Consider the following 21,743-nt stretch of genomic DNA (forward strand, 5'->3'; position numbering starts at 1 on the left):
TAACTCATTGATGGGCGAGGCTCGCCGTACACGTCAGTCAAACAGCCATGCCGGAGTCGTTGTTTGCAACGCGCCACTTCTCCGCCGGCTGTTCAGGAAATGCCCAACACCATGCTGGTCCCGATCACATTTTTTTTGCTCATCGTGTTTGCGGCCGGGCAAACCCTGTGGTTTCTGCACCTGCGGCGGCAATTACGGCAGCAGCTGCAGCAGAGTAAAATGCGGGACGAGGCGCACCGACGCTTTATCAACCAGTTCATTCACAAGCTGGCCACTGCTACCGAAGTCGCTGAAGCCATGAGCATCGTCGTCAGCCAGGTCTGCGAGGACCTCGGAGCCGAGTCGGTCGGTATCTTCGTGCCGCTGGAGGGCACGGCCAACGCCGTCCTCCAAGGCAGCGCCTGTACTGGTTTTTTCCCCGTCTTCACGGTCAAACCGTCATTGCTCAATGTCAAAGTCCATGAAAACGCCCGTTACCGCGCCGCCTATTTCCACGCCGAGCAACTGCGGGCCGGCGATGGCCCGCTCGGCCAGATCGCCATCAGCCGCGAGCCGCTGCTGTGGAACAGCGATCCGCGCCGCAACAAGGATTCTGCCCAGCTCTTTCCCCGCGAAGTGCGTAATATCATGGCCTTGCCGCTGATGGTCGAGCAGCATTTTGTCGGTATCATCTGTGCGGTAAATCGCCGGCGCGGCGAGCTCAATCCTTTCACGGAAGAGGACTTGAGCTCTTTCCAGGAATTGTCCTCGCAGCCGGCCTTGGCCTGCAGTCTGGTGGTGGTCTATGCCGATCGGCAGCGGCAGGACCGCATCCGCCGCGAGGTGGAATTCTGCGGGACCCTGCAGAGTTCCATGCTGCCGCAGGTGCCTCCGAGCTGGTCGGACTTGTCATTCAGCCTCTATTACCGCGCGGCTTTCGAGGTCAGCGGCGATTCCTACGATTTCATACCCATTGATGACGACCGGCTGCTGATCGTGGTTGCCGATGCGGCGGGGAAGGGCATGCCGGCCTGCCTGATGTCGTCCATGTCACACAGTTTCATACGCGGGACCATCAGCCACTACACGACCTTGAACGAGTTCATGCTGAACCTCAATCACTTGATTTATAGCAATTCGGACGATGCGCACTTCATCACCATGAATGTCCTGCTCATTGATCGGCGGGATCACAGCTGTGAATTCGGTTGCGCCGGCCATACGCCCCTGCTGCTGCGTCAGGGCGACGGCAGCTGCCGGGCTTTGAAACCACAAGGGCCGGCTCTCGGGATGTGGCCCAATGAGTTCCTGGACGATTTCGAAACCGTGACCTTCACCTTCGCGCCAGGCATGGCCATCTGTCTGTTCTCGGACGGCTTCCCGGAGGCTCTCAATAAAAATCACGAAGAGTTCGGCCTGAAACAACTCCAGATGCTGTGGCAGGACGCGCCAAGGCCCTCCGCCGACGCTGTCAAGTACATGGTCGATACCGTCCGCCAGTACCGCGGCGAGGAACCGCAGTCCGACGACCAAACGCTCTTCGTGATCAGCCGAACCGCTGCCGTCAGTACCAGTTAACAGCCGCCATGAGCGGGCCTGCCGCCGGCAGCCAATACCGCTTCGAATCTCCGCCCTGCCTCGCCTTAGTTTTGCGCTAATCAAGGAGTCCATCACCGCATGCTGCTGATTTACAACATCGTCTTTCCCATCATTTTCCTCTGTTACCTGCCCTTTTATATCGTGCATCTGCGCCGCCGCGGCGGCCTCAGCGCCGACTACTGGCAGCGCTTCGGCTTCTTCAGCAAGGACCGCGCCGTCGCGCTAAAAGCCCTGGACAACGCAGTGTGGATACACGCCGTCAGCGTCGGCGAAACCGTCGCCGCACTCACTTTCATCCGCCGCTGGCGCGAACGCCGGCCCAACGAGCCGATGGTCTTCTCCTGCGGCACAGCCACCGCTTTCGCCACCGCCGCCAAGAAACTCCCCCCGGGCGTCGAGCTCATTTATTGCCCAATGGACTTCTTCTGGGCAGTGCGCCGGGCGCTGGGGCTGATCAGACCGCGCTTGCTGGTGATCTTCGAAGTGGAGATCTGGCCAAACCTCATCCTCATGGCCAAAAAACGCGGCGCGCAAGTCGTGCTCGTCAATGGCCGCATGTCGGATAAATCCAGCCAGGGCTATGCGCGCTGGCGGGGCATCTTCAAGCCGATCTTCGACGCCTTCGCGGCCATCTGCGTGCAGACGCCCAGCGACGGCGAGCGCATTGCCCGAGTCATCGGTCAGGACAGCCGCATCCACGTCTGCGACACCATGAAATTTGACCAGGTGCCTGACGTCGTCAACCGCGATCTGCACCCGCTCTTCGAACAGTGTTTCGGCGCTGGCGAGCGCGTGGTTTTCACGGCCGGCAGCACCCACAGCGGCGAGGAAGAGCTCGTCTGCCGCGCCTACAAGGCCCTCCGCCAAGACTTCCCGCAGCTCCGGCTCGTGCTGGTGCCGCGCCATCACGAACGCAGCAACGAGGTGGAAGAGGTTCTGCGCGCCGAGCAGCTCAGCTGGCGCCTGCTGCAGCCCGCTCCAGGCAGCAAGGTCGCCGACGGCCCCGTCGACGTGCTCGTGGTCAATACCACCGGTGAGCTGATGAATTTCTATGGCGCGTCGGACATCGCTTACGTGGGCAAGAGCCTCGCCGGCCAGACCGGCGGCCATAACATCATTGAGCCGGCTATCTTCGGCAAGGCCATCCTCCACGGCGCCCACATGGAGAATTTCCGCGCCGTCGCCGCGCTTTTCCAGGAACACCACGCTGCCATCGAAGTGCAGCAGGACGAGGATTTCACCCCCGCGTTGCGCCGTCTGCTGGCCAATCCCGCTGAGCGCGAGGCCCTTGGCAGCGCGGCTCGGAAGCTCGTCGACCGCTACCGCGGCGCCATTGACCGCACTCTCGATCAAATCGAGGCGATCTGCCCGCAGCTGCCGCCAACGAAATAATCACCTCGCGTCAGCAGACGCCTTGGGGCGTCTGCTGCTTTTCCGACGAAGGACCCGAACAACCATGTGCACCCAGTCCGCACCCAGCGCTATCGCGGCCCTCATGGCCTATCTTGACGCCAGCCCGACGGCCTATCACGCCACCGCCAATGCCCGTGCTCGCCTGGAACTGGCCGGCTTCACCGCTCTTGACGAAGGCGCCGCGTGGTCGCTGCAGGCCGGCCGCGGCTATTTCGTCGAACGCAATCAGTCGGCGCTGATCGTTTTTCGCGTCGGCACTGGCAGTCTGGCGACGGACGGCTTCCGCCTCGTGGCTGCGCATACCGACAGTCCGGCGCCGAAGCTCAAATGGCGTGGCGCGGCGGAGCGCTCTGGGGTGTTGCGCATACCGGTGGAGAGCTACGGTGGCATGCTGCAGAGCACCTGGTTTGACCGTCCCCTGGCCATCGCCGGTCGCGTTGCGGTCAAGGCTGCGGACGGCGGCGTCCGCTGGCAGCTGGTCTTGTCGTCTCGGCCGCTGGCGATCATTCCCAGCCTGGCCATCCATCTTAATCGCGAGGTTAACCAAGGCGCGGCCATCAATGTCCAGCAACACTTGGCGGCGCTCTGCGGCGCCTGCAGCTTCGCAGACATCCTCAAGGAGCTCTGCGGGGCGACGCCGGCCGAGCTGCTCGATGCCGATCTCTTCCTGGCCGACTGCCAGCTTGCCACGCTTTGCGGCGTCAACCAGGACATCATCAATGCGCCGCGCCTGGATAATCTCTGCTCCTGTCAGGCCGCGCTGGACGCCATCATCGCTGCGCCGCCCGCCGCCGCCACGCCCGTCATTTTCCTGGCGGACAACGAGGAAGTCGGCAGCGAAACCGCGCAAGGCGCGGCGTCGGCCTTCTGGCGGGACACCCTGGAGCGGCTCTGCCTGACGCAGAGCAACGGTGATCGCGAAACGATCTTCCGCGCCTTGAGCCGGTCCTTCCTGCTTTCATTGGACGCCGCACACGCCGTCCACCCGAATTACGAAGAGAAGCACGACCCGGCCTATGCGCCGGTGCTCAATCGCGGCGTCGTCATCAAGAACAACGCGTCATTCCGCTACAGCAGTACCGCTGTCAGCTCGGCGCTGTTCCGGCAACTCTGTCGGGACCAGGGTATCGCCCATCAGGATTTCATCAACCGCTCGGACCAGCCCTGCGGCAGCACTGTCGGACCAACCTGCGCCGCGCGCCTCGGCGTCAAAGCCGTCGACGCTGGCATTCCCCTTTGGGCTATGCATAGCAGCCGTGAAAGCGCCGGCGTCAAGGACCAGCAGGCCCTCACTCAGGCCGTCGCCGCACTCTTCGTTATGCCCTGAACTACGCAGCCGGTGAGCGGTCTGGTCTTCTGTGTTCGCTCGCGGACGGATCGGACGGATCGTCGGGCTTTTTTCGCGGACGGATCGGACCGATCGGACCGATCGGACCGATCGTCGATTTGATCCGTCCGATCCGACCGATCCGTCCGATCCGTCCGATGGTCGGTCGGGTCCACGACGAAAACCGCTCTTTGCCCCCTCAGGGCAGGAAGATATAGCCGGGGATATCGTCGAGGCTCTTCTTGGGTTGTTGCCTGGCCCATGCGGGTGGTGGTCGCCAGTTTTTTGGCAAGAGCGCGCCATAGGCGGCGGCGGCGGGCGCGATAGTTTCCCACACCGTGTATTCATTTTGGGCGACGGCGCGGCTTTCGAGGTTGGCAAAGCGCCGCCAGATGGGCATCTGCTTTTGCAGGATGGCGAAGCACTCGGCGCGGTCCAGGCTGCGGCCCTGCGACCACGAATCCGGCAGCAGCGTGAGTTTCACGCCGGGGAACTGCTGGTCGCGGCGCGGCTCAATGTCAATGGTGAAGATGGACATCGCCGCCGCGTAGTTGTTCGTCCCCGTGAAGGTGTAGGGCGTGATGCCCGGAATGGGGTCGGGGCAGTCCCGCTCGCGGACGAACATGGGCAGGGACAGGATGCGCACCGGATACACGGTCCCCAGCCCGGTGGTCATGCTGCGACCCATGGGATTGGCGCCGGCCATCCAGTCGGCCAGCAGCAGTGCCGCCGCGCGGTAACGCTCATCGCCAGTCAGCCGCCAGGCGACAATGAAATAGGCGCCGCGATTGAAGGGCATCGCCGCGCCCCAACCTAGATGCATGAAAGAGCGGCTGTGTATCGGCCAGTTGATGTTGCGGTAGGCCAGTTCGTCCTGGCTGGTTAGCAACTTCTCGGCTTCGGTCAGGACCTCTTGGCGGAAGCGCGCCCGCAGCGCGGGCAGGGGGCCCGGCGGCTCCGCGAGCTCGCAGAGAAAATAGGGCCGTTGATGCAGGCGCACGTAGCGCATAGTGGCGTCAATCAGCGTCTTGTCTGCCAGCAAAGGCGCAAAAAGGCCGTTTTCGTCCCAGAGGTACAGCGCCAGCGCGGCGCGGAAGCGCAGCTGCGGGGGCAACTCGCCCGGCTCGGTGTAGGTGAGCTCGCCCAGTTTGGGGTGAGTGAAGGTCTTGACAATCAACGGCTGGTCGCCATGCGCGTAGCGCCAGGCCGCCATGGCCGAGGTGTAAAACAGTTCGGCGCGGGCCTGGTCGCCGGCATGGCGCAGGGCGCGCGCCAGCAATGCCGCGTAGCCGGCGTATTCCAGGCTACTCGCGCGCGTCGGCAAGGCCAAATAATAAGGCTGGCTGTTTTTCCAGGGCGCGGGTTCCTCGGGATGGCTGGTCGTCTCAATCCAGCAGCCCACGCCGCCGTCGGCAGCCTGGGCCCGGCGCCACAGGTCCATGCCCCACAGCGCCTCGTCGAGGATGTCGGGCAGGCCATTACCGGACTCCGGCAGGGAAAGCTGGCCGTCCGTAAAGTTCTCTGGGAAGAGCATGTAGGCGCTGAGGAGGCATTCGACGGCGCGGAAGTGCTGGAGGCGCCGGTCAAAATCGCCGGCGTCCCACCAGCCGCCGTGGAGATCGGGCAGGCGCTCGGTGGTGGCGGTGGCCTTGACCATATCGAACCACCTGACTTCGACCAGCTTGCCGCTGCTGTCGCGGATGCAGCCGTCTTCAGCCGAAGCGCCGTACTGGCGGTCATGCGGGGAAAAACCGCCGCGGAAGACTTCCATGCGGTCGGCAGGCATTTCCCAAGCGCTGTGCTCTTTGGTCTTGGCCATGCCCGAACGCTGGTGGAAAAGCCCGCGCATGCTCAGATAGAATGGCCGGCCAATGGCGTCGTCGCCGATGCTGAAACTCCATGACCGGCCGACGCCCGGGACCTGCAACATATAGGTGCCTGGCGTGGTGAAGGCCGAAAAATCCATTTCCAGCACCTCCTCGCCGTTGAGCGGTATCAGTGTGGTGTCCCGCAGGTGATACTGTTCTTCGCTGCGCAGGGCGATGGTGCCGGTGAAGACGGTCTCGCCGTCGCTTTCGCGCAATAGCACGAAGGGATGGCCGACGTAGTCCCTAACTGGCATGGGCCCGAGCTCGGCCAGCCACATGCCCAGGTACGCGTATTTGCGGCTCGCATCGGCCAGATAGCCGCATTGGTTGACCTTGATGGCCCGGGAGATTGTCTCGCGGTCGTGGTAGCGTAGTCGGGCGTTCATGGCGCCATCCTCAGTGCTGATACTCAGCTCTTCGCCGTTGCGCATGGGCCGTTCCAAGCGGATGTAGGCGAAATGCACCAGCTCGCCGCTGAAGGTGTGCACCGCCTCGCCGCCGCTCACCCACGGCAGGCGGAATTCGCCCACGGCATTGATCCAATAGCCTTGCTGGGCAATGCCCAGCGGCTCGGCGCCGGCGCCGAGCGTGACGCGGAAGAAACCGTTTCGGGTGAACCGCGCGCGGATGGCTTCGTGCTGCAGAGGCAGCACCGTCGCCGCGGCATAGTTGTAGAAAAAGCGATGCGCCCACGTGGGCAACTCGCCCGAGCGGAAAAACGCATCTGCCAAGGCCAGACGCTGGCCAAAACTGTCGTGAACTTCTTTGACCAGGAAGTCATTGACATCGCCCGCAAGCACCAGCCACTGGCTGTCCAGCACGAAGACCCGCAGACGACCCGTCGCCGCTCGATTAGTGTCGACCCGCTGGCGCGGAACGGCCAGGACCTGCCCGTAGGCATTCAATTTTTTTGCCGTGGAGGGCGCTGGCGCTGGGGATGCGGTGGCCATGGGCGTCTGCCTGGTGGCCGGTGCTGCCGACTGCAGCCGTGGCGCTGCCGCAGCATCAGCCCGTTCGGCCGCAGCATCATCGTCAGCCCAGTCGCCGGTCGGCGGTGGCAGCTGCGCGGTGGGCAGGGCGCTATGGCTAGCTGCGGCCACCGCACTGCCATCATCTGCGGTCCTTGGCGGATTGGGCCAAAGGTATAGCAACAAAGCCACGATGATGCCTAGCAGGAGAATGATCAAGGCGAGAAGAGGTGGCTGTCCAAGATTCTTAAGTCGCATGCTGTTCGTGACCCTGCTGCTGGAAGACGCTCCAGGCGGCGCGCGTCGGCGCCGCAGCGGTGGCTATGGCGTTGGCGGTTTGCCACCGAGGACATCCTCGGCGATGTAGCGCGGCCGCCGTTTGACTTCGAGGTAGACTTTGCCGATGTATTCGCCGATTAGGCCGATGCCCAGCAGCTGGAAGCTGCTCAGCGCGAGCACGAGCATCACCAGGGTCGTCCAGCCCGGTACCGCCGCGCCAATCCACTTGATGTGCAAATACCACAGTATGAGAAGAAAATTGACCACCATGATGACCAGCCCCAGCAGCGATATCATGCGTATGGGCCGGATGCTGAAAGAACTCACGCCGTCCCAGGCGAGCATGAGCATCTTCTTGAGGGTGTAGTGCGTCTTGCGCGCCGTGGGCTTGCGCACATAACTGACAATCGACTGACGCAGGCCGATCATCGGCACAATGCCCCGCAAAAACAGATTGACTTCGGGGTATTCAGACAATGCCTGCAGTGCCCGCCGACTCATCAGCCGGTAGTCAGCGTGATTGAAGACGACCTTGGCGCCCATGAAGGCCATGAAATGATAAAAGCCCTCGGCGCTCAGCCGTTTGCCCAGGCTGTCGCTGGAGCGGTCTGAGCGCACGCCGTAGACGATGTCGACCCCAAGGCGGTACTCCCGCAGAAAGTCGTCCAGGACGCCGATGTCGTCCTGCAAGTCGGCATCAATGGATATGGCGCAGTCGGCTTCGTCTTTGGCTTTCATCAGCCCGGCTAGCAGCGCTTTCTGGTGCCCGCAGTTGGCGGCGAGCTTGATGCCCAGGACGCGCTCGGGGGCCTGCCGGTGCGCGTCGGCAATGATCGCCCAGGTGTCGTCAGCCGACCCGTCGTCGATGCACAACACCGCACTCTCGGCGCTGGCCAGGCCAGCGGTCTGCAGCGTGTCGAGCTTCGCCAGCAGGGTCCGCATACTGTCACGCAGGATGCTCGCCTCGTTGTAACAAGGCACGGTCAGATAGACCTTGGGCGCTGGATGTTCTTCCATGATCGTGCTCCCGCAAGACGCGTTTCAATGTGCAGTCAATGGCAGTCCATAATATGGATGCAGAACCGCCGCTCTGCCGCCGAATGCCAATTTTTGTTGGCCGCCAGCAAGCGATGGAGCCAGGCGAGGGCACCAGAACTGTGGTGCCTCTATGAGGCACTGTCTGCGGGGGGACTGCGTCCCCAGGCAAAAGCCTGGGGTTAAGCATGGTTAAGCGCCTACGGCGCAAAAATATACGATCGTAATCGACCGCCTTCGGCGTCGCTTGCCCTGGGCTATCATAGATCGTGCTTTCAGCGCTCAAATACCACCGGGATGACGTTATGCGGCGGGACGGTCAAAAAGGCCGCAGGGACAACAGATAGCAATGGCTCCTATGAAACCCGCTGCCGCATAGGTCGGCGGAAATCAAGGTCGAATGACTGGGCGGCGACTGGCCGTGTGTTTCCTGCGAATTGTCCCCGGTGTTTTTCCCTCCGGGGTGGTGACTGACCGATTACGTCTCGCGGCCGTGGAGTGGGCGTCTCGCCCACTCCGACAAGACGGCTCATTAAACCGTCCTCGTCATCCACGCCGACCGTAGCCGGTCCGTCTCCCCCGCCGCACGAGCCGTGCGCACAGCGTCTGGAAGCCGCTGCTACTCTGGGCCCGCTATGACTCCGCTGCCGCAAAGGTCGGCGGAAATCAAGGTCGAATGACTGGGCGGCGACTGGCCGTGTGTTTCCTGCGAATTGTCCCCGGTGTTTTCCCCTCCGGGGTGGTTACTGACCGATTGCGGCGTCGGCGAGTTCCGGTCGGCCGGCCACTGCGTTGCCGCGCCCCTGTGCGCAAATGAAAACGGGGGCGGCCGCCTGTTGTGGTAGCCGCCCCCGTGGGAAGATTCGCGTTCTGGCGTTTACTCGACGCGCTGGAGGCCTTCTGCCAGCTGCGTGTTGGATTCGCGTTCAAGGCGCTCGTAGAATTCTCCCAGGGCGGTGTTCTGCTTGTTGCGCAGGACGTAGCCACGGATGTTTTCCATAAAGCCCTTGCTTTCCTCGTCTTCGGGCACGACGCGATCCTGGAGGTAGACCAGCACGTAGCCGCCGAAGGTCTTCTGGGGCGGCAGAACAGTTTTGAGCTCGGCCTTGCTCAGAGCTGTCAGCAGGCCCATGGAGTCGCGAACGGTAAAGTCTTTCATGTCGCGCATTTTCATGCGGCTGAAGGGCGTTTCGACCGGCTTGAAGGCCAGGTCGCCGGCGGCCTTGGCCAGATCGGGGTCGTTCTTCAGCGCGGTGTTGATCACGTCGGCGGCGGCCGTCGCCCGCGTCTTGGCGGCGTCCATGGCGACTTGGCGGCGATAGACGCTCTTGAGGTTGTTCATCAGCGCCGGGTTTTCCAGCGGCGATTCAAGTTTGGGGGCGACGACTTCGCGCAGGCAGGCCACGAAGGCGCCCTTGTTGCCGTTGATGGCGTTGGTGAAGGGCTCGTCCATGCTGACGGTAAAGACATCCGCCATCAGCGCCCGCTCGCCGTTGAGCAGTTCCTGCGGGACATAGCCGCCGTTCATCACCCGGTTGGCGGTGACCACGCTCAGCTTGTCGTTGCCGGTCGTCATTTCGGTGAACATCGTCTCGGCAGCCACTTTGGCTTCCTTGTCCTGCGCGCGGCCCCAGGTGTCAACCAGTGCTTCGGACAGCTCAATGGCGGCATCGAAAGCCATTTTCTTGCTCGCTTCCGCAATCAGCTCCGTCCGGAGTTCCTCGCGGACTTCCGCAAGGCTGCGTGCCGGCCGTTTCTCCAACAGCTTCACCAAGTAGAACGCATTGTCGGTGGCAATGACGCCACTGATCTGCCCGACATCCATGGCCGAAATTTTTGCTGCCAGGTCTTTGTTAAGCATGCTGGTGTCCATCAGGTCGGTCTCGCCTTTTTTGGCCTTGCTGTTCTCGTCCTCCGAGTATTCGGCGACCAAGTCGTCGAACGTAGTGCCATCGGCGAGCTTCTTGGCTGCCTCGTCAATGCGGGCGCGCTTGGCGGCCTTTGCCGCCTCGTCCATGTCGGCTGTTGTCTTCACGACGATCTGCGCAAAACGAACCTCGACCTTCTGGTACACGTCCTTGCGCTTCTCGTAACCGGCCTCAAGATCGCTGTCGGTCAACACGACCTCCGAAACAAAACTTTCAGGCAGGAATGCGGCGGCAGTGAAGGACCGCTGTTCGGCTTTGAAGAATGGGCGGACGATTTCGTTGAGCATATCGCGGTGGGCGCTGGCGAGGGCGGCGCGTTCCTCGTCGCTGAGGGTGCTGTTTTTCTGCAGTTCCTGTTCGTAGGGTTCTGCGAGGTCGGTGGCGCTGGCGACCTTGGTGGCCTTGTCAGTGTAGGGAGCGATTTTTTCGTTGTAGAACGCCGTAGCCTTTTCGGTGACGACGATGTCGATGATGTTGTCGCGCAATTCGTCATTGAGTTCTTCGGGCATAGTGCCGGGCTCAATGGCCGTCAGCAGTGCCAGGCGGTGGGCGCCGCTGTCCCACAGGGGCTTGGTGACTTGGCCGACTTCATTGAGGCCGCGGATGGCATTAGCCAGATTGGGATGCGCTCCCGGGAGGCCCGGGATGGTCGTGCCCGTGCTGAAGAAGTCGCACTCGGCGACTTCGCCGCCAGCGGCGGTGGCCAGCGCCTTGAATTGCGCGCTGCGCGCGGCGGCGTCAGACCCCGTCACCGTCGCCATCTTTTCGCCCAGCTCGTCAATAATCGCCTTGGCTTTTTCAGCTGCTTTGCGGTTTTTCAGTTGTACACTGATTTGCGCCTTGGCGTCTTCGAAGCTCTTGTCCTTGTAGATGCGGTCCTTCATGGCGTCGTACTGCTTGCGCATCTCGTCCTCGGTCGGTTCCAGCTCGGCCTTGAGGGCCTCGTCCAGCGCGGCCTTGGTCAGCAACTGCGTTGACAGCACCGAGGCCACCAGCGTCGCCCGACGCGGCTCGACCTTGAGCTCGCCGCGGCGCTTGGCGAAGAAGGCCTTGATTTCTTCGTCACTGGGATTGCCGGCCGTCGCTTCGTCGGCCTTGATTTCCGCAAAGCTTACCGTGTAGTTTTCAACCCACTCGTTGACCTCGCGGTCTTCAATCGCTATGCCGTCAATGACCTCTTTTTCCAAGCGGTCGATGATGATGTTCTCCTTGACCATTTCGTCAAAATCGCCGGCAGTCAGACCCGAGCGCTGCAAGAAGTTTGTCTTGAAATTCTGGAAGGCTTCCAGGGAGAAGCCCTTTTCGTCTCGGAAGAACGGCATCTCGTGGATGGCGGTGGCGATTTCTTCCTTGCTGACCTTGTCCATGCCGCGTTTTTTGGCTTCGTGGATGGCGCGCATCCGCCGCAGGGCTTCCTCAAAAAGCTGTTCCTGGCCGCCGTTTTGGGACAGGTAGCGGCCGTAGCGGACGAGGCTGGCCAAATCTGCCTGATTCATCCTCTTCATCATGACCTGCGTCTTCAAGGTCTTGCCGTACATCTTGCCCAGGCTGCGACGGGCGCCGGGGGCGCCGCCAAACATGTCGCCAGGAGTGACAAAGACGACAAACATCAGGCTGATGATGACGCCCAGCACAATGTAGGTCTTGCGACCATGCTTCTCGACATAACGGTTGAAATGCGAAATAATCATTGCTTTGCTGTCCTCCTGCCGCGCCGGCAGGCCATGCCTGACGCGATGTCTGTTGCTAGGAAAATACGTGATCGCTTAAAAATCTAAAAAAAGGCAGCGGCCGGTCGCCTGTCGCCACCGCCCTGCCGACTATACCAAAGCTCTGAGGCCGCTGATGGCGTCCTGGATGCCATTGGGGGCGTTGAAAACACTGCTGCCGGCCACCAAGACGTTCGCGCCCGCTAATATAACCTGCTGCGCGGTCTTGCTACCGACGCCGCCATCAACTTGCAGCAGCATGTTGTCGCGGCCGCGATCCCGCATCATTCGCCGGATCGCGGTAATCTTTGGCAGCTGCCCAGCCATAAACGACTGGCCGCCGAATCCAGGCTCGACGGTCATGACCAGCACCATCTCGACCATCTCCAGATACGGCGCCAGCGCGATGGCCGGCGTACCAGGCCGAAGCGTGATGCCCGCCGAACAGCCCAGGCGGTGGATTTCCGCGATAATCGCCGGCAGATCCCCGCGGCTCTCGACATGGATGGTGAGGTGATCTGCACCAGCGGCAACGAAGGGCTCCAGATACCGGCCGGGTTCGCTCAGCATCAAATGGACGTCGAAGGGCAGCGCCGTGACCGGCCGGATAGCCTGGACCACGCCTGGCCCCATGGACAGATTCGGCACGAAATGCCCGTCCATAATATCAATGTGCACCATGTCCGCGCCGCCGGTGCTAGCCTGCCGCAGGTCATCGCCCAGGCGGCTGAAGTCCGCCGCCAGGATGGACGGCGCAATATACAAGGCCTTGCCAGGCAAGGACGTGAGCGGCTGTTTTGCTTGTGGCGTCTCTGTCATTGTCCACATGTCCTAAAAAAACAAAAAAAACGGACACAGGAAACTGTGCCCGTTTCATCAAGTCATTGACCCATACCGGTGCTTTGTGTCGCCAAGCGACTGGCTGGGACCAGCTGGGAAGTCATCGCGACTTGCCTTGAACCCGCTGGCACACGCACTTAGGCTTTGACAATTTTATTGGAGCGAATGCACGCGGTGCAAACCTTCAGGCGCTGCACGCGGCCATCAACCAGTGCGCGGACGCCCTGGAGATTCGGGCTGAAGGTACGCTTGACGTTCTTGACGACGTGCATACCAATACCGCCCTTTTTCTTGGCCAAACCACGACGAGTGATGTGGCCGCCAACGGTCTTGCCTTTGCCGCAAATATCACAGACTCTGCTCATTTCACACCTCAATCAACCCGTGGGGGCAACCATGAGCCTGAACGTATCCAGGCCACTCAGACAAAATAAAAACACCCGTGACAGCCACGGGCAAACAGTTTATTGGTGGGATGGCCGGGACTCGAACCCGGGACCCCCGCATTAAAAGTGCGATGCTGCTACCGACTGAGCTACCATCCCAATAAACACTCCAAAACCGAAGGCGTGCGCCTTGGAAAAAGCGCGAGTAAGAATATACACCCCATGCTGCGATCGGCAAGCAAGTTCCGTAAAAAAAGCATTTTCCGACGTGATCGGTCAGTCATTGATCCTGGCCGATCTCAGGGGACGCCTGGGACCGTGGGGACGACTTGGCGACTGCGCGCATTGGGGCGAGGACTCACGGACTCCTGAGGCATGGCCCCATGGATTGGACCGTGGGGACTTTCTGGACCATGGGGAAGGACGCCTTGGACACTGGGGCCGGTTGTGGACTGCTTTGGACGCCGGGGACTGACTGGCGGTGTCCATAGCGTCCATAGCGTCCATAGCGTCCATAAAAACGCCCAGTGTCCCCCTTGCCACGGTGACTGTCGGCTCCCAGTAGAGTCGCCATGGTACTGCGTTCGTCACAGAATACTATATTAGCCGCGCCGGCTGGCTGTCGTCATACTACGGCGTCGTTAGCGCCGGCGTAACTGTCCCAACATTATGAGGCCCTGACCACCATGATACAAGCCGCACTAGAGGAATTTCGCCGCCGTCGTTTTGGGATGTTCATTCACTGGGGGCTCTATGCCGCTGCGGGTGGGCACTGGCGCGGTCAAAGCATTGGCGACTACATCGGTGAATGGCTGCAGGCTCGTCTGCGCATTCCCAACCGTGATTACGCGACCTTGGCTGACAGCTTCAATCCCACGGGCTTTTCGGCCGACGACTGGGTGCGCAAGGCTCGCGACGCCGGCATGCACTACATCGTCTTCACCGCCAAGCACCACGACGGCTTTGCCATGTACCACAGCGCCTACAGCGCCTTCAACATTGTCGATGGCACGCCATTCGGGCGCGACCCCCTCGCCGAACTGGCAGCGGCCTGCCGCAAATACGACGTCAAATTGGGCATTTACTATTCGCATGCCCTCGATTGGAGCGAGCCTAACGGGGCTGATCCCGGCGACAGCAGCAAAAATCTCCACGGCGTTTCCTGGGGCAATGACTGGGATTTTCCCGATCGGAGCAGAAAGGACTTTGCGGCCTATTTCCGGCAGAAGGCGCTCTTTCAGGTCCGCGAGTTGCTGACCCGCTATGGCGATGTCTTTCTGCTGTGGTTCGACTGTCCGCTCTGCGTCACGCCGGAGCAGAGCCGCGAGCTGCGCGACCTGGTGCACGGCCTGCAGCCGTCCTGCCTGATCAACAGCCGCATCGGCAATCAGTGCTGCGACTACTATTCGCTTGGCGACAACCAGCTGCTGGTTGCCAAGGAGAAAACCGCCTTTGAGTCGCCCGGCACCCTCAATGACACGTGGGGATACAAAAGCGACGACCACAACTGGAAGACGCCGCGAACCATTATCGGCCAGCTGCTCGCGTTAGCCGAAAATGACTGCAACTACCTGCTCAACGTCGGCCCGAAACCCGATGGGACTTTTCCGGCGGCAACGGATGCGCTTCTTGCCGCCCTCCATCAGTGGTTTCAGGAGAACGGCGACGGCGTTCACGATAGCTGCGGCACGCCCTTTCCCCAGGAACTCCCGTCCGTCCTCTGCACCCGCCAGGGCACGACCATCAACTGCTTCCTGCGCCAGAATGCCGCGTCCGTCCGCATCAGCGGTCTGCTCGCCAAAGTCCGGCAGGCCAATGTGCCCTTCGTGCAAGAGGATGACGAGCTCCACCTCGACTGCAGCCAGCTCCACGGCGACTACCCGCGCGTCACCCTCCAGTTCACCGAAACGCCCCGCGTCCGCCCCGAACTCATCCCCCAGGACGGCACACTTACGCTCAAGCCCGCCGCCGCCCAAATCTGCCAGCACAGCGGCGAAGAGAGGGGCCGCGCCGGAACGGCCGCCGGCCATAGCGTCGTCGATGTCGATGGCACCACCCGCGCACAGCCGACGCAGGCGCGCATTGAGCGCGGTCGGCTGCTGGCCTGGCACGACCCTGACTGCGTTATCCGCTGGCAGCTGCATTTTCCCGGCGCCGGCCGCTACGCCTTGAGCTGCCGCACGGAAGCGCCCGGCCATTCAGCACCGTGGGTAGGCGGTCGAGAGCTGGAAATCAGCGTGGGCGGACAGCGCATCCGCAAGGAACTCCAAGCCGACGTCGCCGCCGATACGAGATACTACGCGACCGCCGAGTCGCTGTTGGGCGAAGTCGCTATCGCTGCAGCCGGCCCCGTCGAACTCTCCCTGCGCACAACCAAGACGACGGCGCCCGGCGCGGCGGCCATGGCATTCATTTACCTCAAGCTAACAATAATTCCCCAGTAACCCGCCCTGGCCCGGCCGCATTTGAGAGTGTTTTTTTTATCCGACGGATCGGACTGATCCGACGGATCAAATCGACGATCGGTCCGATCGGTCCGATCCGTCCGATCGGACCGCGATAACCAGAACGACGATCGGTCCGCGATAAGAAGAAAACAGACCAGCCTACGCAACGGGGCGGTGTAAATGTACGTAATCGGTCAGCCATTGAGAATAGCCGGCTGCCAACGCCGCCTCTTGACTGGCGGGATACGGGGCGTTTTTATGGACACCATGGACGCTATGGACACCATGGACGCCGGCAGTCAGTCCCCGGCGTCCAAGCAGTCCACAACCGGTCCCCTGAGTCCAAGGCGTCCTTCCCCATGGTCCAGAAAGTCCCCACGGTCCAATCCATGAGACCATGCCTCATGAGTCCGTGAGTCCTCGCCCCAGTGCGCAGCCGCCAATAAGTGCCGCCGGGACGGCGGCGCTCCCAGGAGTCCTCGCCCCAGTGCGCAGCCGCCAATGAGTGCCGCCGGGACGGCGGCGCTCCCAAGAGTCCAAGTCGTCAGTGCGCAGCCGCCAATGAGTGCCGCCGGGACGGCGGCGCTCCCAGGAGTCCCAGTCGTCCCCATGGTCCCAGTCGTCCTCTGAGACTGGCCATTATCAATCACTGACCGATGACAAATTTATTACCCATGTTGGTGAAAACGGCGTGGTCTTTGCGCGGAAAAGGGATATAGTACCCGGTTCAGTTTCGTGGCCGTAACTATCGTGGCTGGAAGCCACGGCGTCATGGCGCAACTGCTGATCACAAATGGGTGCGACGACATGTTTTTCGGAATACCGGCACAGGCCCAGGAAGCGCCAGGAAGCCGGAGTAAACGCATAGACAGGGACACACCATGGCTATACTAGAACGCTGGCAGGAACTGCGGGATTTGGCGGCGAAGAAGCCACCGGCGAGCGAGCTCTTCGAGGCATTCATTTCCTGGACTGATGCCTTCACGGCTGCCTCTGAAGACCACGAGGCGCTCTTTGCCCCCTGGCGGCTCCTTGACGGCGCCACACAACGGCGGTTTCTGCAGCAGGCCCTCGCTGACAAGATCCCCGCCGTGGGCAGCGGCCCGCAGTTGGAACTCAGTGTGCTTGTGGCGCTCTACCGTTTTCTGGAAGGCCGGCGCTGTTACATCATCACGCCGTTTTATATTGCCAGTCCGGTTGTGCGCAGTGTGGAGAAGGCGTTGTCGGCGCTTCCGGGCGTCACGGTGCGTTCGGCCGGCTTCATGTGCGGCAGCTCCCAGCTGAAGCTCAGCGACTGCCTGCAGGCGGCCATTGTCATGGTTGACTATTACGTGCTGGCGGCGGCATTCCGCGGCAAGCCCGACCTGCTGGCGGCGCCCCTGGCCCTGTTTTTCCTGGAACTGGACATGTGCCTGTATCACAACCGCCTCCTCTTCTACGAACGCGGCATGCCTAAGGCCGCTGGCATGATCTTCAAGGCGACTACCGCCGAGCCATTCGACAAAGACGGTGACAAGCAGAAACTGGTCTTCGACGTCCTCGGCAATCTAGTCAAGCAAGGCGTGCGTTGTGGCGGCGTCCTCAGTCGCATCTCGCCTTATGTCGCCGGCGAGCTGGACAAATGGGGGCGCGACGCGCTGCTGCCTAAGGCCGTCACGCCCGCAAAAGCCGCGCCCTATGCCGCTTTCACCTACCGCAGCAACAAGGAGCGCACGGCCGCGTTGGCGCAGGACATCATGAAGAGCCCGCACAACGCCCTCGTCGTCGGTTTTGCCGAAGCGACCATCAAGGCCCTGCAGGAGGAACTGCGCAAGAGCGGTCAGGATTGCACCAGCAGCAATAAAACCAGCGACATCCCGACCTTTTTCGCCATGGTTGGCGGTCCAAAGCGCGTCATGCTCTTCCGCGGCATGCCGTCGACGCTCATCACCCGCACGGCCGACTGCCCCCCCGGTGTCCTGTACATTGCCGAGCATTTCCTTTGCGCCGACCACCATCTGAAAATCCTATCCGCCTGCGAAAAGGTGCTCACCCTGCAGCAGCCCATGCGCTTGTTCTGCTCGCTGGAAGACCCGCTGTTCGACATGTACAGCCAGGAGGCCGGCTTCAGTCGCTTCTTTGACATCATTGATTTCACCGAGCGCTACGATCCGTGGCGGCAGATCCGCCGGGTCTTGGCCAAGGCCATGATCCGCAAAGTCCAGCGCCTGCGCGAGCTGTCCCTGCACGAGGACTCGCCGATGATCACCACGACGCTGCTCAACCCCTCCTCCGTGATTGTGCCCCAGAACAACAAGGGCACGCGCCACGCCGCCAGGATGGACGCGCCGTGTTTCTGCGGTAGCGGCAAGCCATTCAAAGAATGCCACGGCCGACCCAAAAATGCCGGCATGCTCGGCCGGAACTGAAGCGACCAGACGCGCCCGGCACGACCGGCACGACAAGGGAGAATACGACCATGTTCATCACATTCGGATTGTGCGGCTCCGATACGCCCGAAATGATCGCCAAGTACGCCGAGCTCGGCGCCAAAGAATTTTTCGCCGGCTTTGTGCCGCGGGCGTGGCTGGAGAAGTACGGCTGGGAAGTCTGCCCGAACCGCCGGCCGCTGGGCTCGTCTTACAACTATATGCAGATTGAGGACTTGGCCGAGGCGCGGCAGGCCGCCAAAAAGGCCGGCTGCCGCTTTAATCTGGCGCTCAACGCCCACGACAATGGCTCCGAGCGCCTCAACGACTTGCGGGCGCTGGTGGAGACCGTCGAGAAACTTGAGCCCGACGGCTACATCGTCGCCGACCCGGCGCTGATGTTCTCGCTCAAGAGCTGGGGTATCAGCCGGGCGCTGCACCTCAGCACGGGCGCCGGCTGTTTTAACAGCGCGGCCGTGCGTTTCTACTGCCGCCATTTCAATGTCCAGCGCGTGGTCATTCCCCGCAAAGTCACGTTGCGCGAGGTCCGCACCATGGTCACGTCACTCAAGGACCTCAAGCTCGAATTCGAGGTGATGATCATCGGTTACCGCTGTCATTTCAACGACGAGAACTGCCATTCCATCCACAGTGGCGCCCGCTGCAATCTCTGCGGCGACGTCCTCAACGGCCATTTGCAGGTCAGCAGGCGCTTTCCCGACAACTGGAAAGACGTCGTTCAAGCCATGTATGACGACCCCTATGGCCAGCTTGTCGAAGGGTCCGCGCTGGACGAATTCCGCAAGACCATGAACAAAGAGCCGCTGCCGCCGGCGCCCGTGTCGGATACGCCCTATTTTGCGCGCGGCATGGACGGCGTGGTCACCCGGGCCATCTATCACCACTGCGGACTCTGCGCGATCAAGGAGCTGCGCGATATCGGCGTCGATGCCCTCAAAGTGCCGCTGCGCGGCATCGACTCCTTCAAGATGCAGTCCATCAGCACCGTGTACGACGTCATGACGGCAGAAAATCCCACGCCGGAATACTGCCGCCGGCTCGTGAACAGCCCGTCCTTTTGCGCTGACCCGCAAAGCTGCTATTACCATGTCCCGGAGGCCGAGTAATGGAACTGGCAATCTATTTCACCAACATCGACCGGCTCAGCCAGATCGACGAGGCGCTGCGCTTCATCAACCTGGAGAAAATACCGTCCTTCGTCAGTTCGGCCATGTTCTCGCCGGACCCGAATCACAACGACTACATCTGCAATATGAACGCGCTGACCTGGCTCAATGTCTTTACGGAGCGCGGTCTGGATTTCAGTCGCCTGTATTTCGGCCAGGAATTCTGCCCCAATCTCATCCCCTCGGCCAGCGAGGTCGAGCAGGCGTTTTATTACAGCCGGCAGATGGAATGGGCCTTCACCTACGTGACCGGCGGCTACCTGCCGGACGCCGAGCTCAAGCAGGTGCAACGCAATCTGGAAAAACTCGCCGAACTCACGGACCAGGCCGAAGTCGTCGTCAACGACTGGGGCGTGCTGTGGCTGCTCCAGGAGCATTTTCCGCAGTTTGAGCCCGTGATTGGGCGCCTCCTCAACAAACAGACCCGGCTGAATCTCTTCACCAAGCCCGGCTTGCCTTTGCCTATGCACGTGGATGACATCACGACGCCCGTCGACGAACTGCGCACCAGTCAGCTGAACGCCTATCAGGATGTCAGTCTCAGCAATCCCGATTACCTCGCCGCGCTGAAAAGCTGGGGCGTCAAGAAGATTGACATGGACGTCACCCCCCAGGGCGTCAAACGGCCCGCCGACGGCTGGGGCCTTGATCTGGGCTTCTACTACCCCTGGGGCTTCCTGGGCACGGGCAGAAACTGCCCCACCGCCGGCATCGCCGATCCCCGCCGCATGTACATCGTCGTCGACTCGCCTTGTCCCAAGCCCTGCCGCAAGTACAACTGCAGCCCGACTTTCCCGCAATTTCCGCACAAGATCGTCCAGCGCGGACCGACGCTGTTCATGTTCCATGACGACTACGCCGAGGCGATCTTCGCCGTTGACGCCCGTTACGAACGCTTCATTTTCGAGCCGTGGATTCCGCTGTAGCGCGCTGATCGTTCTCGGACTCCCCCCCACCACGTGTCCCGTTCCTCTCCTCTCACAACCCCAGGTGCTGCCCCAAACATGTCCACGTTCCATATCAAAACCTACGGCTGTCAAATGAACGAGCGCGATTCCGAGGCGCTCAGCTGCCTCCTCGAAAACAGCGGCCACCAGGCCGTCGCCAGTGAAGAAGAGGCTGACATCATCATCTTCAATACCTGCAGTGTCCGCGATCAGGCCGAGCGCAAAGTCGTCGGCAAGCTCGGCATCCTCCGTCGCCTGAAGCGCGACAAGCCCGGGCTGATCCTCGGTCTGGTTGGCTGCATGGCGCAAAACCACGGCGACGCACTCCTCAAAGAGCTGCCGCAGCTAGATTTTGTCACCGGCACCGACCGCCTCCACACGGTCCCCGACAGCATCCGCCGCATCCAGCAACGACAGGGCCGCAGCGCCGAAATCGCCATGGGCCCCGATCAGTTCGTGGAACTCACCGGCCATCACCCCGGCCAAATTTGCGCCTTCGTGTCCGTCATGCGCGGCTGCGACCAGTTCTGTTCATACTGCATCGTGCCCCATACTCGCGGCCGGGAAAAAAGCCGCCCGCAGCAGGACATCGTTGACGAAGTGCGGCGCCTGGTCGACAATGGCACCCGCGAGATACTCCTCCTCGGCCAGAATATCACCGCCTACGGCATCGCCGAAACGCGGCATGACGACAGTTACCGGCCGGACTACTCGCCCTTTGCGGACCTGCTGGCGGCGCTGAACGACATCCCCGGCCTGGTGCGCATCCGCTTCACCTCGCCCCACGTGCGCTTCATGAACGATCACTTCATTGACGCAATCTGCAGCTTGCCCAAAGTCTGCAAGGCCTTCCATGTGCCTGTGCAGGCCGGTTCCAATCGCATTCTCAAGCTCATGCGTCGCTCCTATACCGCCGAAGAGTACCGCGAACGCATCGCGGCCATCCGCAGCCGACTCCCCGAACAGGCTTTCTCCACCGACGTCATCGTCGGCTTCCCCACGGAAAGCGACGACGATTTCGCGCAGACCCGCGATCTCATGGCCCAGGTCGATTTCGACATGGCCTACATCTTCCGCTATTCGCCGCGCAGCGGCACCAAGGCCGCCAAGGACTATCCCGACGACGTGCCCGATGAGGTCAAGCACCAGCGCAACCAGATTCTCCTCGACGACCTCGCGGCCGGGTCGGCCCGCCGCAATGAGCGCTTTCGCGGCCGCGTGCTCGACGTCCTTGTCGAAGGCGTCAGCAAGCGCAACGCCGAGCGTTGGACCGGTCGCACCGACCTCAACAAGGTCTGCAATTTCGTTCCCGTGCCGGGCATCAAACCCGGCGACCTGGTGAAAGTCACCATCACCCGCACGACGGCCAATTCGCTCTTCGGCGAGGCCGTCATGGGGTCCTGATCACCCAGCACGCGGTGGG

At 61.7% G+C, this 21,743-nt stretch carries 13 protein-coding genes and 1 tRNA gene; 8 read left to right on the forward strand and 6 right to left on the reverse strand.

All coding sequences use genetic code 11. The features are described from left to right. Positions 1 to 111: 111 nt before the first annotated feature. From J3R75_RS08975 to J3R75_RS08985, 3 genes are all read left to right on the forward strand, one after another. The gene (locus J3R75_RS08975; RefSeq protein WP_307261191.1) at positions 112 to 1,557 is read left to right on the forward strand and encodes a GAF domain-containing SpoIIE family protein phosphatase; all 1,446 of its coding nucleotides are present in this window, start codon (positions 112 to 114) and stop codon (positions 1,555 to 1,557) included. Positions 1,558 to 1,656: 99 nt separating this feature from the next. Further along, the gene (locus tag J3R75_RS08980; RefSeq protein WP_307261192.1) at positions 1,657 to 2,970 is read left to right on the forward strand and encodes a 3-deoxy-D-manno-octulosonic acid transferase; all 1,314 of its coding nucleotides are present in this window, start codon (positions 1,657 to 1,659) and stop codon (positions 2,968 to 2,970) included. Positions 2,971 to 3,034: 64 nt separating this feature from the next. Then, the gene (locus tag J3R75_RS08985; RefSeq protein ID WP_307261193.1) at positions 3,035 to 4,318 is read left to right on the forward strand and encodes a M18 family aminopeptidase; all 1,284 of its coding nucleotides are present in this window, start codon (positions 3,035 to 3,037) and stop codon (positions 4,316 to 4,318) included. A 199-nt stretch (positions 4,319 to 4,517) separates the two neighbouring features. On the opposite strand, the gene J3R75_RS08990 is transcribed toward J3R75_RS08985, so the two are convergent. The 6 genes from J3R75_RS08990 to J3R75_RS09015 form a co-directional block, all read right to left on the reverse strand. Next, positions 4,518 to 7,412, reverse strand: a complete 2,895-nt coding sequence (locus J3R75_RS08990; protein WP_307261194.1) for a glycoside hydrolase family 9 protein — start codon at positions 7,410 to 7,412, stop codon at positions 4,518 to 4,520. Between the two features lie 63 nt (positions 7,413 to 7,475). Beyond that, on the reverse strand, positions 7,476 to 8,450 hold the full coding sequence (locus J3R75_RS08995; RefSeq protein ID WP_307261195.1) for a glycosyltransferase family 2 protein: 975 nt from the start codon (positions 8,448 to 8,450) through the stop codon (positions 7,476 to 7,478). 895 nt (positions 8,451 to 9,345) lie between these two features. Next, positions 9,346 to 12,087, reverse strand: coding sequence for a peptidylprolyl isomerase (locus tag J3R75_RS09000; protein ID WP_307261196.1), 2,742 nt, complete (start codon positions 12,085 to 12,087; stop codon positions 9,346 to 9,348). A gap of 129 nt (positions 12,088 to 12,216) precedes the next feature. Then, the gene (gene rpe, locus J3R75_RS09005; RefSeq protein WP_307261197.1) at positions 12,217 to 12,924 is read right to left on the reverse strand and encodes a ribulose-phosphate 3-epimerase; all 708 of its coding nucleotides are present in this window, start codon (positions 12,922 to 12,924) and stop codon (positions 12,217 to 12,219) included. A gap of 158 nt (positions 12,925 to 13,082) precedes the next feature. Beyond that, positions 13,083 to 13,310 carry a 50S ribosomal protein L28 gene (rpmB, locus tag J3R75_RS09010; protein ID WP_307261198.1) on the reverse strand — a complete coding sequence of 76 codons (228 nt, stop codon included), beginning with the start codon at positions 13,308 to 13,310 and terminating at the stop codon, positions 13,083 to 13,085. A gap of 103 nt (positions 13,311 to 13,413) precedes the next feature. Continuing rightward, positions 13,414 to 13,490, reverse strand: a tRNA-Lys gene (locus tag J3R75_RS09015). A gap of 518 nt (positions 13,491 to 14,008) precedes the next feature. Between J3R75_RS09015 and J3R75_RS09020 the strand changes: the two genes are divergently transcribed. The 5 genes from J3R75_RS09020 (at position 14,009) to miaB (ending at position 21,724) form a co-directional block, all read left to right on the forward strand. Then, complete coding sequence (locus J3R75_RS09020; RefSeq protein ID WP_503167938.1) at positions 14,009 to 15,775, forward strand: alpha-L-fucosidase; 1,767 nt, start codon at positions 14,009 to 14,011, stop codon at positions 15,773 to 15,775. 884 nt (positions 15,776 to 16,659) lie between these two features. Beyond that, the gene (locus J3R75_RS09025) at positions 16,660 to 18,186 is read left to right on the forward strand and encodes an SEC-C metal-binding domain-containing protein (protein ID WP_307261200.1); all 1,527 of its coding nucleotides are present in this window, start codon (positions 16,660 to 16,662) and stop codon (positions 18,184 to 18,186) included. Between the two features lie 50 nt (positions 18,187 to 18,236). Continuing rightward, entirely contained in the window at positions 18,237 to 19,313 is a 1,077-nt protein-coding gene (locus J3R75_RS09030; protein WP_307261201.1) for a U32 family peptidase, read from the forward strand. Continuing rightward, entirely contained in the window at positions 19,313 to 20,299 is a 987-nt protein-coding gene (locus J3R75_RS09035) for a hypothetical protein (RefSeq protein ID WP_307261202.1), read from the forward strand. Before J3R75_RS09030 ends, J3R75_RS09035 begins: the two co-directional genes overlap by 1 nt. Before the next feature lie 78 nt (positions 20,300 to 20,377). Beyond that, positions 20,378 to 21,724: a tRNA (N6-isopentenyl adenosine(37)-C2)-methylthiotransferase MiaB gene (gene miaB / locus J3R75_RS09040; protein ID WP_307261203.1), complete on the forward strand. Its 1,347-nt coding sequence runs from the start codon at positions 20,378 to 20,380 to the stop codon at positions 21,722 to 21,724. The last annotated feature ends 19 nt before the right edge of the window (positions 21,725 to 21,743 follow it).

Origin of the sequence: Oligosphaera ethanolica (assembly GCF_030814695.1) — a bacterium.
In the GTDB taxonomy this organism is placed as follows: domain Bacteria; phylum Verrucomicrobiota; class Lentisphaeria; order Oligosphaerales; family Oligosphaeraceae; genus Oligosphaera; species Oligosphaera ethanolica.

What these genes read in the sequence shown, in the direction of transcription:
- J3R75_RS08975 (WP_307261191.1), top strand. Translation starts at nt 112, where the DNA reads ATGCTGGTCCCGATCACATTTTTTTTGCTCATCGTGTTTGCGGCCGGG.
- J3R75_RS08980 (WP_307261192.1), top strand. Translation starts at nt 1,657, where the DNA reads ATGCTGCTGATTTACAACATCGTCTTTCCCATCATTTTCCTCTGTTAC.
- J3R75_RS08985 (WP_307261193.1), top strand. Translation starts at nt 3,035, where the DNA reads ATGTGCACCCAGTCCGCACCCAGCGCTATCGCGGCCCTCATGGCCTAT.
- J3R75_RS08990 (WP_307261194.1), bottom strand. Translation starts at nt 7,412, where the DNA reads ATGCGACTTAAGAATCTTGGACAGCCACCTCTTCTCGCCTTGATCATT.
- J3R75_RS08995 (WP_307261195.1), bottom strand. Translation starts at nt 8,450, where the DNA reads ATGGAAGAACATCCAGCGCCCAAGGTCTATCTGACCGTGCCTTGTTAC.
- J3R75_RS09000 (WP_307261196.1), bottom strand. Translation starts at nt 12,087, where the DNA reads ATGATTATTTCGCATTTCAACCGTTATGTCGAGAAGCATGGTCGCAAG.
- rpe (WP_307261197.1), bottom strand. Translation starts at nt 12,924, where the DNA reads ATGACAGAGACGCCACAAGCAAAACAGCCGCTCACGTCCTTGCCTGGC.
- rpmB (WP_307261198.1), bottom strand. Translation starts at nt 13,310, where the DNA reads ATGAGCAGAGTCTGTGATATTTGCGGCAAAGGCAAGACCGTTGGCGGC.
- J3R75_RS09025 (WP_307261200.1), top strand. Translation starts at nt 16,660, where the DNA reads ATGGCTATACTAGAACGCTGGCAGGAACTGCGGGATTTGGCGGCGAAG.
- J3R75_RS09030 (WP_307261201.1), top strand. Translation starts at nt 18,237, where the DNA reads ATGTTCATCACATTCGGATTGTGCGGCTCCGATACGCCCGAAATGATC.
- J3R75_RS09035 (WP_307261202.1), top strand. Translation starts at nt 19,313, where the DNA reads ATGGAACTGGCAATCTATTTCACCAACATCGACCGGCTCAGCCAGATC.
- miaB (WP_307261203.1), top strand. Translation starts at nt 20,378, where the DNA reads ATGTCCACGTTCCATATCAAAACCTACGGCTGTCAAATGAACGAGCGC.